Here is a 16,240-nt window from a genome sequence, read left to right as displayed (position 1 = left end):
TATAAATTGGTTTGTAGTAATAGAAAGGTGGCTTTTATCAAAGGCCACTTTTTTTTTGATTAGATGTTTTTAACCGCGGAGGGTGACGCAGAGCCCACAACTTATAGGTCTAACCCTTTATAAACCTTGTCACTTAGTGGTAAAAAATACCCAAAACTACCTTTCAGCCTCCTTGGCCATTGAATTTGATAATTGATTTTTGAAAATTTCTTAGCCTTTTACAAAGTTCTGTATCTCCGCTTTTACACTTATGAAGTGTTTTTTCAATCCTTCAAAGTCTCCTGCTTCCACCAGCTTTTTATCAATCAGCGAACTCCCCATTCCCACTCCGATAGCTCCTGCCTCAAAAAATGATTTGATATTGGATCTAGATACTCCGCCTGTGGGAAGCAATTTGACTTGATCCAATGGTCCAAGCACATCTTTGATGAACTCCACTCCAAGGTTTGTGGCTGGAAAAACCTTCACGGCAGAGGCCCCCAAAGACCAGGCTTTGTAAATCTCCGTAGGTGAAAAAGCTCCTGGGAAAATCGGGATATTCTCGTCAACTGCATGTTCTATCACCGTCTCATCTATGATAGGTGTCACGATAAACTGCGCACCAGCATCAATCGCTTCTCTAAGCTCGGAAAGGTTACATACTGTCCCAGCTCCGATATTCAGTTCAGGGAATTTACTCCGCAAAGTAGAAATCATCTCAGCTGCACCAGCAGTATTCATTGTGATCTCAAGCGTAGTAAGTCCAGCGGACTCATACGCCTCTGCAATCTTCAAAACAGATTCAAGAGATTGGCCTCTGATAATTCCTACAATTGGTGCACTGTTAAACTTATCCCAAAAAAGTGTAGTTGAATTGCTCATGTGATTTGGAGTCTCCTGCATATGATTTCGACTTGATCCGACAAGATAAAAACTGCCAGTTGAACTTCAAGAAATAAATCTCCAGAACAGTAAGAAGAAATATTTCTGTGAGTTATTTCTCCCAATATTGAACACGAAAAAGCCCGACTCTTCTCAGAATCGGGCCTCAATCTCAAATCTTAAATCTACAGCCGCGGTTTGTGTCTCCACAAACCACAAATTTGCTACTTCGTCAGTGGCTTTTCTCGCTGCATTTCTACCATATCCACCGGCGGAGGAGTATTATCTCCTAGTAGGTGCTGCACAAAGTAGTCTCCCATTTTCCAGAAGAAATACTCCGTCATGTCTCCATAGCCATGTCTTTGATCTGGCAGTACAACCAACTCAAATCGCTTTCCAGCTTTGATTAGCGCGCTGGCCATTCTAGTGGTATTTGCAGGATGCACATTATTATCGGTACTTCCGTGTGAAAGCATTAAGCGGCCTTTTAAGTTCTTCGCTAAGTCTGGATTCTTATCAATCTGATAGATGAACGTCGTATCACCTTTGGCATTGATCTGCTCTTTTACTCCGTGATGCTTTTCGGACCACCAGCGGTTGTAAACGCTGTTGTCATGATTTCCCGCTGAGGAAACAGCCACTTTGAAAAAATCAGGATAAACCAACATTGCAGCTGTGGACATAAATCCTCCACCTGAATGCCCATGGATCCCCACTTTAGACTTATCTATGAAATCGTATCGATCTGCTAATTGCTCTACCGCAGCTTTTTTATCAGCCAAGCCATAATCCCTTAGATCTCCATAGCCATAGTTATGATACCACTTGGAGCGACCTGGGTGACCGCCTCTATTTCCAAGCGTAATCACTACAAAGCCAAACTGAGCCAGTCGATCCGTTCGGTCTAATCTTGCAGAAAAAGCCTTGTCAACTGCTTCTGTCTGTGGACCAGGATAGACATACTCGATGATCGGGTACTTGCGCGTAGAGTCAAAATCAAAAGGCTTGTACATCACACCATAAAGATCTGTGATTCCATCGTCAGCTTTGAAGGTAAATGGCTCAGGGAATTGATACCCAGTGGCCATAAGATTGGAAAGATCAACTGTCTCCAAATCCATTATTTTGTTTCCTGCTTTGTCTTTCAAAATGGCAACTGGCGTAGTATTCACTCTGGAATAGTTATTCACAAAGAAAGTCGCATTGTCATTGATCTCCGCAGAGTGGTTGAAATCCCCAGAATTCAGCAATGAAATAGCGCCTCCATCCAAGCTCACACTATACAAATGCTCGTAATAAGGATCCTCTCCTGCTTCCCGACCATTTGCTACGAAATATAATTTCCGGCCTTTCTCATCCACCCGTGCAACTCTGTCGGTATGAAATGCTCCAGAAGTCAATTGACGCTTCAAAGTCCCGTCTTTTCCATAAAGGTAGAAATGTCCCCAGCCGTCTCGCTCAGACCACCAGATGATTTCATCCCCAACTATCTCAGGCTTCAAAAAATCGATGTAGCTATTGCTCCGCTCTTCAATCACGACTTCTTTTTCATTGGTCGCAAGATTCCATCTACAGATATCTACTTTTTTCAGATCTCTAGAAGTCACAGCGTAATAAAATTCATCCAGATCGCCGAGCCAAGTCACTGGGCGGAAATCATCATCCCTGGAACTTTCCAGAGAATTGGAATTATAGACATTCAATGTTTGATCTTTAAAAGTCCCGACAGGGAGGCTTGATAGTTCTTCAGTGTCAAATGAATAATGCAGTAAATAAGTAATCGGCTGTTCCTTTTCGCCAGGCATAGCATATTTATAAGTCTCAAGCGTTGGACGGGGATTCTTAGTGCTGTGTATCACCCAAAGATCTTTCACTTTGCGCTGATCAGTTCTAGTCATCACAAATTGCTTTGAGTCAGTGCTCCAGTAAGCTCCTGCACGCTTTCTCTTATCTTTATTCTTCTCTGTTTCCTCGTTATCCTCACCTCTGCCACTTGAGCCATATTCGAAGTTTTCCTCACCATCCTCAGTCAACTGATGCTCCACGATGGTGCTGTCTTTTTCATCTTTCACAGCTTTCAGAAAGTTCTCCTTATCCATCCAGTAGAGATTATTCTGCTTCGCAAAAAGAACCTTGGAAGAATCAGGAGCGATGTTTGCCCATGACATGCGTTCTGGATCTTTTGGAGCATCAGTGATTTCAGTCAACTGCTGATTGCTGATGTTATAATTGAAAACAAAGGTCTTTTTCTCCATCGAGTCCTTAGCGCTTTTGTTCTTTTCTTTGATCTCAGCCCAATCCTTTTTCAGCACATCTTCCGTGCCTTTTACTTTGAATTTGATAGTGTTTTCATCTTCCAAAAACTTTAGATCGTCCAACTTCAAATGCTGGCCATCCACTGGATCTTTGGTGATTTTCATAATCTCCATTGCCAATTTATTGGTATCAAAAAGTTGACTTTTGGTTTTTCTCACCGGATCCACGATGTACCAATTTTTGCCATTACTGGTCTCGAACTCATACCAAAAACGATCTGATTTCTTAAGCCAATGTGGGTCAACTCGGGTGGAGAAAACCAGTTTTTTCATTTTCTCAGGAGAGAATCTAGCTGCAAGCTCATAATTTCCCGAGTAAACCTGCTCCTGCGAGTAGCTATTCTGGAAAAGTAAAATGAACGCAAATGCGAGTAAAGTGTGCTTCATAGTTGTTCTATTTGGGAAAACGAATCTAAATCAAACTTTTCCTACTAGCAGAACCACTAGTATAAAAATCCCGTGTGAATTCTTTCATTTATACGGGCATTTGACCCTGCCCTCTAAATCCTGCCGATAGAACATACTTTTTAATATGTTTTTAACACTGAGATTACATTAGAAAGCAAAACCTACGTAATCTTACTATTTTTTTAATAATGCACTGACACTGAGTTCAAGTAGAGGTTATACCTTTCAACCAAAACCAATAGAGTGAAAACCCAATTCAAAACAATCGTCGTCTCTGACGTACATCTGGGCACTAAAGGTTCGAAAGCCAAGGAAATCGCCCGATTCCTCAAGCAGTATAACTGCGAAAACCTCATTCTCAATGGAGATATCATCGACGGCTGGCAACTCAAAAAATCAGGTTCCTGGAAAAGAAAGCACACCCGCTTTTTCAACAGAATCCTCAAAATGATTGAGAACCATAGCACCAAGGTCTATTACCTCCGTGGAAATCACGACGATTTTCTGGATCAGATTCTACCCTTTCAGATGGGCAATCTTTCTATACAGAAAGACATGATCTACGAAAGCCATGGCAAAAAATACTTCATCACTCACGGTGATGTGTTTGATAGCATCACCACGAATCTGCGCTGGATAGCCTACTTGGGAGATATTGGCTATACTTTTCTGTTGTGGCTGAATAGTGTGGTCAATCATTACCGAATCAAGCGAGGACTTCCCTATTTTTCCCTCTCTCAATATGTAAAAGGAAAAGTAAAGTCGGCCGTTTCTTACATAGATCAATACGAGGAAGAGTTGGCGAAAATGGCCAAGGCAAAAGGCTGTGACGGAATTATCTGCGGACATATTCACAAAGCTGAAAACCGGGAAATCGACGGAATTCAGTATCTGAACTCTGGTGACTGGGTGGAGACGATGAGTGCTCTGGCGGAAGATCACGAAGGAAATTGGCAGTTGATCTATTACAATGAAATCAACTTTAAAGAAGCTGCTGACGACAGCCTAAACCAATTCTTCATTGGTAGACCTGATTCTATTGAGATGCCTTTTCGTGAAGTTTCTTTTGAAGGTAGAAAGGATGACCTAGAGCCACCAGCATTTACGTCTATTCAATGAAGTTTGTCTTTATAGTCCAAGGTGAAGGCAGAGGTCATATGACTCAAGCCATTGCTTTTTCCAAAATGCTCAAAAAACAAGGGCATGAATTAATAGGAGTAATTGTCGGAAAAAGCAAACGCAGAGCACTTCCAGAGTTTTTCTCCAGAGAAATCTCAGCTCCCATTCATTTGGTAGAAAGCCCAAATTTTGCCTGCGATAAAGCAGAAAAGAAGATTTTGATAGGAAAGACAATCCTTCAAAATCTTGCTAAAGCTTCTACTTTTTGGCGAAGCCTAAAGGAAATTGATGCGGTGGTGCAAGCTGAGCAACCTGATATCATCCTGAATTTTTATGATTTACTAGGCGGACTTTACAATGGGGTTTTTAGACCAGAAGCGCAATATTGGGCTATTGGCCATCAGTATTTGATTTATCATCCTGCGTTTCAATTTGCCCAAGCCAAAGGTTTAAACAAATTCTTCTTCAAGCTCAACACCACAATGACTGCTTTCGGGGCAACAGAAAAACTTGCACTCTCATTCTATGAATTGGATTCTACCGAAAAAATCACCGTAGTTCCACCTTTGCTCCGCGAGGAAGTCAAAAGACTGACTCCAACTCCAGGTGACTTCTTTCTCACTTACATGGTCAATTCTGGGTATGGAGAAGAAGTTATTGCCTTCGCGAAAGCAAATCCAAAATTAAAAATCCGAGCCTATTGGGATAAAAGAGACGCGAATGAAACTGAGCAGCCACTGCCAAATTTGAGCTTTCATAAGGTACATGACCAGAAATTCCTCAAAGATATGGCTGCTTGCAAGGGACTCGTAAGCACTGCAGGATTCGAATCCATCTGCGAAGCGATGTATCTAGAAAAGCCAGTGATGGTGATCCCTGTGAAAGGTCAGTATGAGCAAGCTTGTAATGCACTGGACACAGTTTATTCTGGAGCGGGAATTGCCTCAGAGAATTTTGATTTCGCCAAGCTTGAGCATGCCATTCAATCGCGAGAAATATCGGAGAAAACTTTCCAAGATTGGGTAAGCACTTGGCCAAAAACATTCAGCCAAATTCTCCCAGAAACAAAAATGACTGAACCAGATTTTATCCTGACTCAGTCATTTTCATGATTTTATGAATAAAATTAGCAGTTGTTCAAGGCTCTTTGTTCTGGACTTAGCTCAGATACTGCTTTGAATACATTCTTTCCATTTTCCTCTACGCGGTAGTAGGGGAAATTGACCATTTTGACTTGTCGGCGCTCAGGAGCCCCCATATTCAGGAATATAATTTGAAGCTCATTGTACATTTGAAACAAAGTATTTCGCTCCTCCATGGATAAGGAAGCATCGTTTCTACCTTTATTACGCATCAATTCATATTTGTAAGAGACCTTTTTGTAGGACTCTAAAAGTTCTGCAGGGGCAGGTGGAGGAGGTGGTGGCCCCAATATACTACGCTCTTCAGCAGTTAGATCTTTTGCCTTTTTGTAGTAAACTTCGCCTTTGGATGTCAACTTAATGTAAGGAACATAAGGTACCACTGCGCGCCTGACTTTTGGCTTGTCATGGAATGCAACCTGGAAGTACATGCTTCTGAGTTCAGAATGCATGTCAGTTAACTTCTCTTGCTCAGCTTCGCTTCTTTGTACAAAGTGCGGAGCTTGCTTTCGAAGCTTTTCGTAGGCTGCGTAGGCATCTATGTAAGCTTGAAGATCATTCTTTATCTGAGCTGCTTTTACTCCCGGAGGCCATTTGCTTGAAATTTCTTCTTTCTGTTCGGCGACAGGGTCATTACTTTGTTTGTCAGGAGCAGAATTTTTAGGTGGATATTTAGTTTTCCAATCTAGTGGTGGTGGTGGTAGTAGAGGTGGTATTAACTCTGGGTCAACGTCCTTCAGTTGACTTCTATCTTTATAATAATGTATTTCTCCATCCTTAACTAGCTTTGTATAAGGATAAATAGGTATATACAAAGGATTGACTCCTGGAAAACCCAGAAGTGACAGTACTTGTGATCTCATTTTATCGCTAAACTGATAATACATCGCATCTAATTCAAAATACAACGCTTCCAATATTGCCTGATCTTCTCGGGATCTATTTAGGTAATGAGGTTCGCCGCTTCTCAAACTTTCATATTCCGCAAACTTTTGAGAAAAGTACTCCACTGGATTAGCATATTTAGAAATATCCACTAAATAAATTGCAGTAGGAGAAATCGTAATATATCCTTTTCCATTTTTCAGCCTTGTCACTTCTTCTACATAGGCCTCATTAAATGAATTATAGGATAGGTTAGAATCAACATCAGGAGTAAAATAGATATGTGGAATTATAGAATCTTTATTTCCCTTATCATCCTCGCTGGAAGGTGATAATAACATAGACCGCTCTTTATCTGTGAGTTCCGAGTAATTTTTAGTTATATAATACATTTGAACTTTTTCTACTCTAAATCTAATCCCGCTGTAAAATTTAGCTTTCTCCTCTTCCTGAGCCTCACTTGTTTTCGTCCTGGTTTCAACGTAATGAACTCGCCGAATATCCAAGTCTCTGAGGACTGCTTGAAAATCACTCAAGTCTCCCATAGAAAGTTCTGATTCAGTGATCAAATTAATCTTTATTGCATTTAGGGATTTTTTAGTCTCGCTTATCAACTCCTTAACAGCGTCCAAGTCATAATTCTCATTTTCATATAGAATTACTGCACCTGGCTTCAGCGTAAAAGTCAAATCAAAATCCATAGGCTCGAGATATTTTTGATTTGCAGTATTTACATACACTTCACTTTCATTTGTAGTATTATCGGCCTGAGCAGCAACTCTCTCAGAGAAAAAGTAAACTAACGCACCCAAAACCGGAACCAAAGCAATCACTTTGATCCAATTATTTAAATTCTTTGACTTTCTCTTCATCATTTCAAATCGTTTTTTGGTTAATGAAAAATTCAAGCTGCTTGCCAATCCATATTTTTGCTCGGAGAGCATCATAGAGAGAAGCTGCGATTCATATTTCTCCAGCGGAGTGCTTCGCAAAGCGACTTCATCAGCGATAAATTCGTGATTGAGTTTGATTGTTGCTTTTGCCCAATACAATCCAGGATGAAACCAAAGCGGCACCATTAACGCCTCAATAAACAAAATATCCCAGCTGTGCTTTTCCTCGATGTGCGTGCGTTCGTGATCGAAAACCGCATCTGTAAACTTCCCATTTTCCAGATCTGATTCTGACACGAAAATGTACTTGAGAAATGAATAGGGCAAAGATTCTTCTTTAAGTAAAACCAACGTCTGCCCACGGTAATTGATCTTAATATTTTGTTGAATCTGATTGACCAAAACCTTGATATTTCGACCAAATCGATACAAGAAAACAAGGGAAATCAGGCCATAAAGCCCTAATAGAAGGTATGGCCAGTTGAACTGGGATTCTGCCACTGCTTCAAATACCTGTTCCTGATTGAATCCCTGACTTACCTCTTCAGAGTAAACAGGCTCAGAAATCATGTCGGATGAGCCCGCTTCAGCGTAAATTGGCTCAGAATTTTCTTCAGCTGGAACAATTGCTATTTCCGCAGGAACCTCAATGGTATAAAGTGGTATCAGAAAAGATGCTACTACCGAAAAGAGCAGAAAAAACCGATTGAACCTATGTAGTACTTCCCGCTGCAAAAGCAACCGGTGCACCAATAGTAAAATAAGTAAGCAGGCTATGGATTTGATTAAGTACAGGATCATTTCTTCTGATTTAGCTGGTCTTCGATTATACTTTTAAGTGCTATTAACTCCTCTTCGGAGAGCTCCGCCTTTTTAGTAAAAAAAGACGCAAACTGAGCTGGTGAATCGTTAAAGAAGTTTTTAATCAGGCCTTTCAGGTGCTTGGAGAAATAACTTTCTTTTGTAACCAAAGGATAATATTCCCGCAGCTTTCCATTTGCCTCATAGCCTACAAATTCCTTGTCTTGCATACGCTTAAGTAATGTAGAGATAGTCGTAGAAGCAGGCTTAGGTTCAGGATAGGAATCCATCAGGTCTTTCATAAAAGCTCGTTGTAGCCTCCACAAATGATTCATCAGTTCTTCTTCAGCTCGGGATAGTTTCATTACCTTTATATTAAATTTACTCTACAAATGTAGAACAATAATTTTCATCTACAAGTGTAGAGTAAAATTTTAAAAGTTAATTTCTGTGAAAAGCCGCTTTGCCAAAATAATCTCACAGTAGAATACCCTAAAAAATCATTTCTCAGAGTCGAAATTTCTTATTTAAAGAATATTCAACATTTGAATGAAAAAGGGGTTTAATTAAAAATTCAAAAAAATAGCAGGGCTATTCATTAACGGATCTTTGTTTATCAAGCTATAATTAATAGAATTTGATAATTTCGAAGATTGCCCTTTAGAGAGAATTACATGTCAGCTGAAAATATACGATTACAGGAAGATAGAGACTTTACCAAACATTGGAAAAAATGGGGACCATACCTCACCGAAAGACAATGGGGAACTGTCAGGGAAGATTATAGCCCAGATGGTTCTGCTTGGGAAAACGTAACCCACGATGATGCCAGAAGTAAGGCATATCGCTGGGGAGAAGAAGGGATTGGAGGTATCTCTGATAACAAGCAGAAATTCTGTTTGGCTTGGGCTTTTTGGAACGGCAAAGACCCTTTCCTAAAAGAACGCCTATTTGGATTAACAGGAAATCAAGGCAATCATGGTGAGGATGTAAAAGAGATCTATTACTACTTAGACTCTACCCCTACGCATAGCTACATGAAGATGCTTTATAAGTATCCTCAAGCAGAGTTTCCTTACCGGGACCTATTGGAAGAAAATAGTAAGCGAAGCAAACTAGATCCCGAATACGAGTTGATAGATACCGGGATATTTGATGAGGATAAATACTTCGACATTTTCATAGAGTATGCAAAGCAGGACATAGAAGATATCATTGCAGTAGCGACTATCCATAATCGAGGGCCCAAAGAGGCTACAATCTGGGTAATGCCTACACTCTGGTTTCGAAAGACTTGGTTTACGGGGCATGAACCATTTATGCCCAAGCTCACCAAAACTGGTGAAAATACCATTAAAGCCTTTAACCCAAAGTCAGGTAATTACTCCATCACATTTGATGGGAATCCTGATCTAAAATTCTGTGATAACGAGACCAATCGGGAGAGAATCTACCACATTGGGAATGAAAAGAAATTTCTAAAAGACGCAATAAACGATTTCGTAGTTCAGGGTGATTCCAGCCACATCAACCCTGCTAATCAGGGCACAAAAGCTGCGGCAATCTATGATATTACTATCCCTGCTGGAGAAAGTAGACAAGTAAAACTCAGGCTTCAGCATCAGGTAGAAGAAAATCCACTAGAAATCTGTGATACTTGCCTAGACCAACGTAAAAAAGAAGCGGATGAATTCTATGAAGCACTTCAGGAGCGAGTTACCGACGAGGATTTAGTAAATATCCAACGCCAGGCTTATGCAGGCATGATGTGGTCCAAGCAATTTTATTACTATGATGTGGAGCGATGGCTGGAAGGAGATCCAGGCAGATATGTTCCTCCAATAATTAGAAAAGAAGGAAGAAATAGTAACTGGCGACACTTGCAGAATTACGACATCATTTCCATGCCTGATAAATGGGAATATCCTTGGTATGCTGCATGGGACCTAGCATTTCACTGCATTCCGATTGCAAGGATAGATCCTGAGTTTGCAAAAGACCAGCTTCTCCTTTTGCTCAATGAATGGTACATGCATCCAAATGGGCAAATTCCAGCTTATGAATGGAACTTCTCTGATGTGAACCCACCCGTGCATGCTTATGCGGTACAACGGGTTTATCAGATTGACAAAAAAGCTAATAATGGCGTAGGCGATCAGGAATTCCTTGAAAGAGCACTGCATAAGTTAATGCTCAATTTCACCTGGTGGGTCAATCAAAAAGATAGTGATGGCAAAAACATCTTTGAAGGTGGATTCCTAGGTTTGGATAACATTTCGGTATTCGATAGAAGTCACGCTCAGAAGTATCATGGCAAGCTAGAACAGGCTGATGCCACCTCTTGGATGGCGATGTTCTCGCTGAACTTGCTTCGCATATCTCTCGATCTCTGCGAATTCAATACAGTGTATCAATTCACAGCTACTAAATTCCTGGAGCACTTTCTTTATATCGCGGGAGCAATGAGTGATATTTCCGATGAGCATATTTCACTTTGGGATGATGAGGATAACTTTTTTTACGATGTATTCCATATTCCTGGAAAAGAACCTCGTAAAATGAAAGTCCGCTCCATTGTAGGTTTAATTCCCCTTTTCGCAGTGGAACCTATTCGGGAAGATCTCTTCGCGAAACTTCCTGAATTCAAGAAGAGGCTGGATTTTTTCCTCCGGGAAAAACCAAAATTAGCGGCCTTAGTATCGAGCTGGATTCAACCTGGCTATGACAAACGCAGGTTATTTTCGCTTTTGAGAGGACACCGAATGAAAAGCGTACTTCATAAAATGTTGGACTCTAATGAATTCTTAAGTGAATATGGCATAAGATCGCTCTCCAAATACCATGAGAAAAATCCATACTCAATGAAAATAGGAGGAGAAACGCTGTCTGTAAAATATACTCCTGGAGAATCCGACACAGTTATGTTCGGCGGAAATTCCAACTGGCGAGGACCGATCTGGTTTCCGATCAACTTCCTCCTTATAGAATCGCTAAAGAAATTTGACTTCTACTATGGAGGGGATTTCTCTATAGAATATCCGACCGGATCAGGTAAGTACATGACGATGGATATTATCGCAAAGGAGCTTTCTCTTCGCTGCATGAAAATCTTCATGAAGGATGAAAATGGTATTCGGCCAGTATTTGGGGCGAGTAATAAAAAATACCAAGAGGATCCACACTTCAAAGATTACATACTTTTCTATGAGTATTTCCACGGAGATAGTGGAGCAGGATTGGGAGCTTCCCACCAGACCGGCTGGACTGGCTTGGTCGCCGAGATGATTCACAAGTTTTATAAAATCAGAGAAGATCAGCACCATGATTCTAAAACCCTTTTTAGAAGCTAATCGGTTAGAAGCGGGATGTGATGAGGTCGGGCGGGGTTGCCTCGCAGGACCCGTGGTGGCTGCAGCAGTGATTTTGCCAGAGGATTATTCTAATCAATGGATCAATGATTCCAAAAAACTGGGTAAAAGGCAGCGTGAAGATCTGATCGAGGAAATCAAGGACAAAGCATTAGCCTGGCAAATCGCAGAAGCCAGCGTAGCTGAAATCGACAAGATCAATATTCTAAACGCTTCTTTTCTGGCGATGACTCGAGCTGTTCAGGGTTTAAAAGTGCAACCGGATCATTTGCTAATCGATGGAAATCGCTGGAAATCTAAATTGACTATCCCTCACACATGCGTGATCAAAGGGGATGGAAAATTTGTTAGCATTGCGGCAGCTTCTATTCTTGCTAAGGTATATCGAGATAAATTCATGGAGAATTTGGCAGAAGAGTTTCCTCATTATGCTTGGGAGCGAAATGCCGGCTATCCTACCAAAGATCATCGAACAGGAATAGAAGAATTCGGGGATTGCATCTGGCATCGAAGGAGTTTTAGGTTGTTGAAAGAGCAGACAGTCTTAAGATTTTAACCTTGCGTCCTTGTGTTATCTTAAAAGAAACCTTAAATGAACTGGATACTATTAATCATCGGAGGCTTATTTGAAGTTGGTTTTGCTTCTTGTCTTGGGAAGGCCAAAAATGCAACTGGATTGGCGGTTTACGGCTGGTATGGCGGTTTTTTGGTCTGTCTCACAATCAGTATGCTTCTTTTGATCAAAGCAACTCAGACACTGCCAATCGGAACTGCTTATGCAGTTTGGACTGGAATCGGCGCAGTAGGAACGGTATTGGTTGGAATTTTTATCTTCAAAGAATCAGCAGAATTCTGGCGTGTGTTTTTTCTCGCAACGCTAATTGGATCCATTATAGGCTTGAAATTCGTGTCCGCTTAGCTGTTTTAAGAAGGGATATTATCCAACTTATCTTCTTCTATTTCAGACTTTATTATTTCTTTTTCGCTTCCATCCGTAAGTATTTCTGACAACTCCATTCCAGCCAACATCTTTGAAGTGCCTGTTCCCATACCCATCACAGTACGCATAGCATCTTGGGTAGTCACACTCAAAAAAGTAATGAGTTCTCTCGGTACATGGTAAATGTTGCCATTCGTTGGATTTGGAGCAGTAGGAACAAATACTGTATAAAGTTTTTCATCAATCTGATCAGTTATAAAGCCAGTCATCATAGTACCTGATCGAAAAGGATCCAAGAGTACCACCTCTGAAAAAGGAAGCTTTTTCAAGCCTACAAATTGATAAACTGTTTGATGAATTAAATTATAAAGCGGGAGTTTAGTGAGGTATTTTCTCTCAAAGCTTTTGAAGTAAACCTTGCCAACCTTATTTCTAACAAGAAGACCTATAAAAAACACGAAAGCGCTAAGAATCACCAGCGAAAGCACATTGATTATCCAATGTGGTTCAGCTGCTCCAGGATCTAGGGCCGCGCTGAGCGGTGCAACTACTCCAAAAATAAAATTGAATACAATCGATAGCAGAATAAGAATAATAGTAAGCGGAAGTAGGATTAAAAAACCTTGAATCAAACTATCAAGGATCACTCCTCTTCCAGTTTTTTCTTCTGCTATTAATGGAGTATGTGGATCTGATTTCATAGGTTCTAAAGAAAAATTTCAATGGCTTCACGACTCTTCACGAATCGCAAAACCATTGGTTAATTGTTTGAAATTGTCTCTTTTGAGAGAGCTTAAGGTTTTTTCACTAGATGCATAATCAAGGAGATGACTAGCAAGACCAGGAAAATGTAAAAGATGATTTGAGCGATAGAAGCTGCACCAGCCGCTATTCCTCCAAATCCTAAAACAGCAGCAATCAAAGCGATTACTAAGAAAATTAATATCCAGCGTAACATAGTTTTTAGTGGTTTATGGTTCGTTGAAAATTAATTCAAAATCGTACCAAGCAGCCAAACTGACTATTAAAGGTGTTTTAGAGCGAATTCATGTAGTCTCCAATAATCCTTACGGGGAATAATAACCCCAAAACCAGCAACTTACCATCAAAAAAGCACTTCAAGAACAGCAGCTACTTTTTTCAATTCCCATTGACCTTATGGGAAAATATTTGTTACACTAGAACATCTAGGACAAAAAAAAGCTGTTAGATTTTCTAACAGCTTTTTTAATGGTGGTGATTGGTAACTACTTTTTCTAATTTATTTTTTCAAAAACCAACTTCCCAGAACCGGGATTAGTGCTTATTGGCTCTAGCACCATTCTTTCGCCACTAAATTCTACAATTTTGGCTTTTCTGATTTCTTTTCCAGTTTGAATAGTCAGCACATCCTCGCTACTGATTTCAACTTTTGCCTGTTTTTGAACGATTTCTTGGCGGACATAGTCCGTGTATTTTAAACTGTCTCCAGGTACAAATTCATAGATAGTATTTTCAAGCCTATTATTGATTTTGTATTCCATCCCAGCTCTCATAGCTGGCGTTGCATTCTGATACTCCTGCGAGTTTCTCATTTGATCCATAGCATCGAAATGCACCAATTGCCAAGTACCAATCAGCTGTTCAAATTTGACTTGGCTGGTTTGTAATACAAATGCGAGTAGTAGCGTAGGGATGATGGAAAGATGCATGGTATGAACACGGCAATTATTTTGCCAGAAAAAGGGCAAACTTCCTAATTATACCTTTCTAGCCAGAAATCGAAGCTTACTGTACTAAGTTGCCATTCAAAAAAGGCAACCACTCCTCTGCTTGGCGTTCGGCATATTCTGATAAAAAATAAGCTAAAGAAGGTTTAAATGGCTTTTTAATTATTGTGAGCCCAACCTGCTCGGGACTTTTATCACCTTTGAGCACATTGCATCGGTGGCAAGCTGTGGTCAAATTGGTCCAGTTAGATTTTCCTCCTTTGGAACGAGGAACCACATGATCTATAGTCAGCTGCCTTTTACTTCCACAATATTGACACGCTCCACGGTCTCTTCTAAACAGATTGACGCGATTCAGGAGTACGCCACGATATGGGATATTTTTATAGTGATTGAGACAGATCACTGCAGGGTATGCAAAACTGCGGCTGACTGTCCTGATTTGAAGCAAATCATAAACCGATAAGCAGTTTGCCTTTTCCAAGAGTAATAGGACGATGGCTTTTTGCGGAGATACTACCGCAACGGGAGAATGATCTAAATTCAATACCAATACCCGCTTTTCCATAGTTTAATTTATAATTGACCGAGTTTCTAGCTCCACCTGTTTATCCTTGCTGCTCCTTAGATGGGCTTCCCATTCACTCAGATCCGACACTTTTATTCGATTGTCCATCCAAAACACTTCTTCAGCTCCAAGATACAAGGCATAGTTGACTTGCTTTTTTTCTAACTCCTTGAAAATAAATAAATCACCTGGCAAAACGTGCTCCGGGTCAATTTTTCTACCTGGAATTTTTCCTGACTTCCATGAATAGCCGGCAATGTTAAAGATCAGTTCAAAACCTTGTCGCTCATCTAATCCAAAAATGCTTCTCCCTCCTGCTTGGTACGGTGCATTCACATATTTCACGGCCACATCAATTAATTGGGATCTATCAGCTTTTATCGCATGACTGCGAACAGAGCCAGTAAAACCAATATGGTCCTGCCAATTGAAAAGCTCTAAGTCTGAGAAATGGAGCCTGCTGCCCGGAAGTAAATAGAGATTGGTGCCTAGATATTCAATGGCCGCAATTGGACTGGTGACTACCTGAAAGTCCGCATTGAGGAATTTGTAATAGTCTGCTGCCGGAATTTCCTTGATCGTATGGGTGGTAATCCAGCCTTCCAGCCCAGTATCCTCATGCAAAATCTTGAACCATTGCTGATCGGAAGTCATCGCTATCGTCTGATAGCATTCACCAAAAAGTAACTGTGTGACCAATGCGGAATCAAATGTAGGCCTGCGGTAAAGAGGAAGAATTGTTTGCCTGCAGATCCCAAAAGCATCAATCAAAGGCCATTCGCTGGATTTCTCTTTTTGCATCTTTTTCCTTCAGGTCCTGTCGTTTGTCGTGAGATTTTTTACCTCGGCCTAGCGCAATTTCCATTTTCGCCATTCCTCGGTCGTTGATAAATATACGAACTGGAATGATAGTCAGCCCTTTTTCCTGTGACTTAGTTTCGAGTTTTTCCAGTTCTTTTTTGCTTAAAAGCAACTTTCGGTCCCGGATAGCCACATGATTATAACTCGCCGCCATAGAATATGGAGCAATATGCATCTGACGTACATAAAGCTCTCCATCCAAGAAAATACAAAACGCCTCGGTAAGGGATACTTTCCCTTCCCTAATAGACTTTATTTCGGTTCCCTTCAAAACCATTCCAGCCACGTAAGTATCTACAAATTCAAACTGAAAACTTGCCTTTCTGTTTTTTATATTGATGACTTTGTCAAACTTATTATCCTTAGCCAT

15 protein-coding genes are annotated in these 16,240 nt (G+C 40.6%); 5 read left to right on the top strand and 10 right to left on the bottom strand.

Annotation, left to right across the window (positions count from 1 at the left end):
- Positions 1-210: 210 nt before the first annotated feature.
- Positions 211-861, bottom strand: a complete 651-nt coding sequence (locus tag LV83_RS11840) for a bifunctional 4-hydroxy-2-oxoglutarate aldolase/2-dehydro-3-deoxy-phosphogluconate aldolase (protein WP_111611905.1) — start codon at positions 859-861, stop codon at positions 211-213.
- A gap of 224 nt (positions 862-1,085) precedes the next feature.
- Positions 1,086-3,563: a S9 family peptidase gene (locus LV83_RS11835; protein ID WP_111611745.1), complete on the bottom strand. Its 2,478-nt coding sequence runs from the start codon at positions 3,561-3,563 to the stop codon at positions 1,086-1,088.
- Positions 3,564-3,827: 264 nt separating this feature from the next.
- On the opposite strand from LV83_RS11835, the gene LV83_RS11830 reads away from it, so the two are divergent.
- Positions 3,828-4,703, top strand: coding sequence for a UDP-2,3-diacylglucosamine diphosphatase (locus tag LV83_RS11830; protein WP_111611744.1), 876 nt, complete (start codon positions 3,828-3,830; stop codon positions 4,701-4,703).
- Complete coding sequence (locus tag LV83_RS11825) at positions 4,700-5,815, top strand: glycosyltransferase family protein (RefSeq protein ID WP_111611743.1); 1,116 nt, start codon at positions 4,700-4,702, stop codon at positions 5,813-5,815. Before LV83_RS11830 ends, LV83_RS11825 begins: the two co-directional genes overlap by 4 nt.
- 14 nt (positions 5,816-5,829) lie before the next feature.
- On the opposite strand, the gene LV83_RS11820 is transcribed toward LV83_RS11825, so the two are convergent.
- Both LV83_RS11820 and LV83_RS11815 read right to left on the bottom strand, forming a co-directional pair.
- Complete coding sequence (locus LV83_RS11820) at positions 5,830-8,424, bottom strand: M56 family metallopeptidase (RefSeq protein WP_111611742.1); 2,595 nt, start codon at positions 8,422-8,424, stop codon at positions 5,830-5,832.
- Entirely contained in the window at positions 8,421-8,789 is a 369-nt protein-coding gene (locus tag LV83_RS11815) for a BlaI/MecI/CopY family transcriptional regulator (protein WP_111611741.1), read from the bottom strand. The genes LV83_RS11820 and LV83_RS11815 overlap by 4 nt, the downstream gene beginning before the upstream one ends.
- A gap of 309 nt (positions 8,790-9,098) precedes the next feature.
- On the opposite strand from LV83_RS11815, the gene LV83_RS11810 reads away from it, so the two are divergent.
- The 3 genes from LV83_RS11810 to LV83_RS11800 are packed head-to-tail and all read left to right on the top strand — an operon-like array spanning position 9,099 to position 12,711.
- Entirely contained in the window at positions 9,099-11,774 is a 2,676-nt protein-coding gene (locus tag LV83_RS11810; RefSeq protein ID WP_111611740.1) for an MGH1-like glycoside hydrolase domain-containing protein, read from the top strand.
- Positions 11,746-12,348, top strand: coding sequence for a ribonuclease HII (locus LV83_RS11805; protein ID WP_211320478.1), 603 nt, complete (start codon positions 11,746-11,748; stop codon positions 12,346-12,348). The genes LV83_RS11810 and LV83_RS11805 overlap by 29 nt, the downstream gene beginning before the upstream one ends.
- 36 nt (positions 12,349-12,384) lie before the next feature.
- Positions 12,385-12,711 (top strand): DMT family transporter, encoded by a 327-nt coding sequence (locus LV83_RS11800; protein WP_111611739.1) that lies wholly within the window; start codon positions 12,385-12,387, stop codon positions 12,709-12,711.
- A gap of 5 nt (positions 12,712-12,716) precedes the next feature.
- Here the strand turns inward: LV83_RS11800 and LV83_RS11795 are convergent, their stop codons facing one another.
- The 6 genes from LV83_RS11795 to smpB all read right to left on the bottom strand — a co-directional run bounded on the left by LV83_RS11795 (position 12,717) and on the right by smpB (position 16,240).
- On the bottom strand, positions 12,717-13,433 hold the full coding sequence (locus LV83_RS11795) for a DUF502 domain-containing protein (protein ID WP_111611738.1): 717 nt from the start codon (positions 13,431-13,433) through the stop codon (positions 12,717-12,719).
- Positions 13,434-13,525: 92 nt separating this feature from the next.
- The gene (locus tag LV83_RS11790; protein WP_111611737.1) at positions 13,526-13,690 is read right to left on the bottom strand and encodes a DUF1328 domain-containing protein; all 165 of its coding nucleotides are present in this window, start codon (positions 13,688-13,690) and stop codon (positions 13,526-13,528) included.
- Between the two features lie 298 nt (positions 13,691-13,988).
- The gene (locus tag LV83_RS11785) at positions 13,989-14,423 is read right to left on the bottom strand and encodes a hypothetical protein (protein ID WP_111611736.1); all 435 of its coding nucleotides are present in this window, start codon (positions 14,421-14,423) and stop codon (positions 13,989-13,991) included.
- Positions 14,424-14,499: 76 nt separating this feature from the next.
- Positions 14,500-15,009 (bottom strand): HNH endonuclease, encoded by a 510-nt coding sequence (locus LV83_RS11780; RefSeq protein ID WP_111611735.1) that lies wholly within the window; start codon positions 15,007-15,009, stop codon positions 14,500-14,502.
- Between the two features lie 3 nt (positions 15,010-15,012).
- Complete coding sequence (locus tag LV83_RS11775) at positions 15,013-15,810, bottom strand: SH3 domain-containing protein (RefSeq protein WP_146613712.1); 798 nt, start codon at positions 15,808-15,810, stop codon at positions 15,013-15,015.
- Complete coding sequence (smpB, locus tag LV83_RS11770) at positions 15,773-16,240, bottom strand: SsrA-binding protein SmpB (RefSeq protein WP_111611733.1); 468 nt, start codon at positions 16,238-16,240, stop codon at positions 15,773-15,775. Before smpB ends, LV83_RS11775 begins: the two co-directional genes overlap by 38 nt.

Origin of the sequence: Algoriphagus yeomjeoni, assembly GCF_003259505.1 — a bacterium.
Lineage (GTDB): Bacteria > Bacteroidota > Bacteroidia > Cytophagales > Cyclobacteriaceae > Algoriphagus > Algoriphagus yeomjeoni.
Note: the sequence above shows the minus strand (reverse complement) of the source record. Positions and strands in the feature narration are given on the sequence as shown.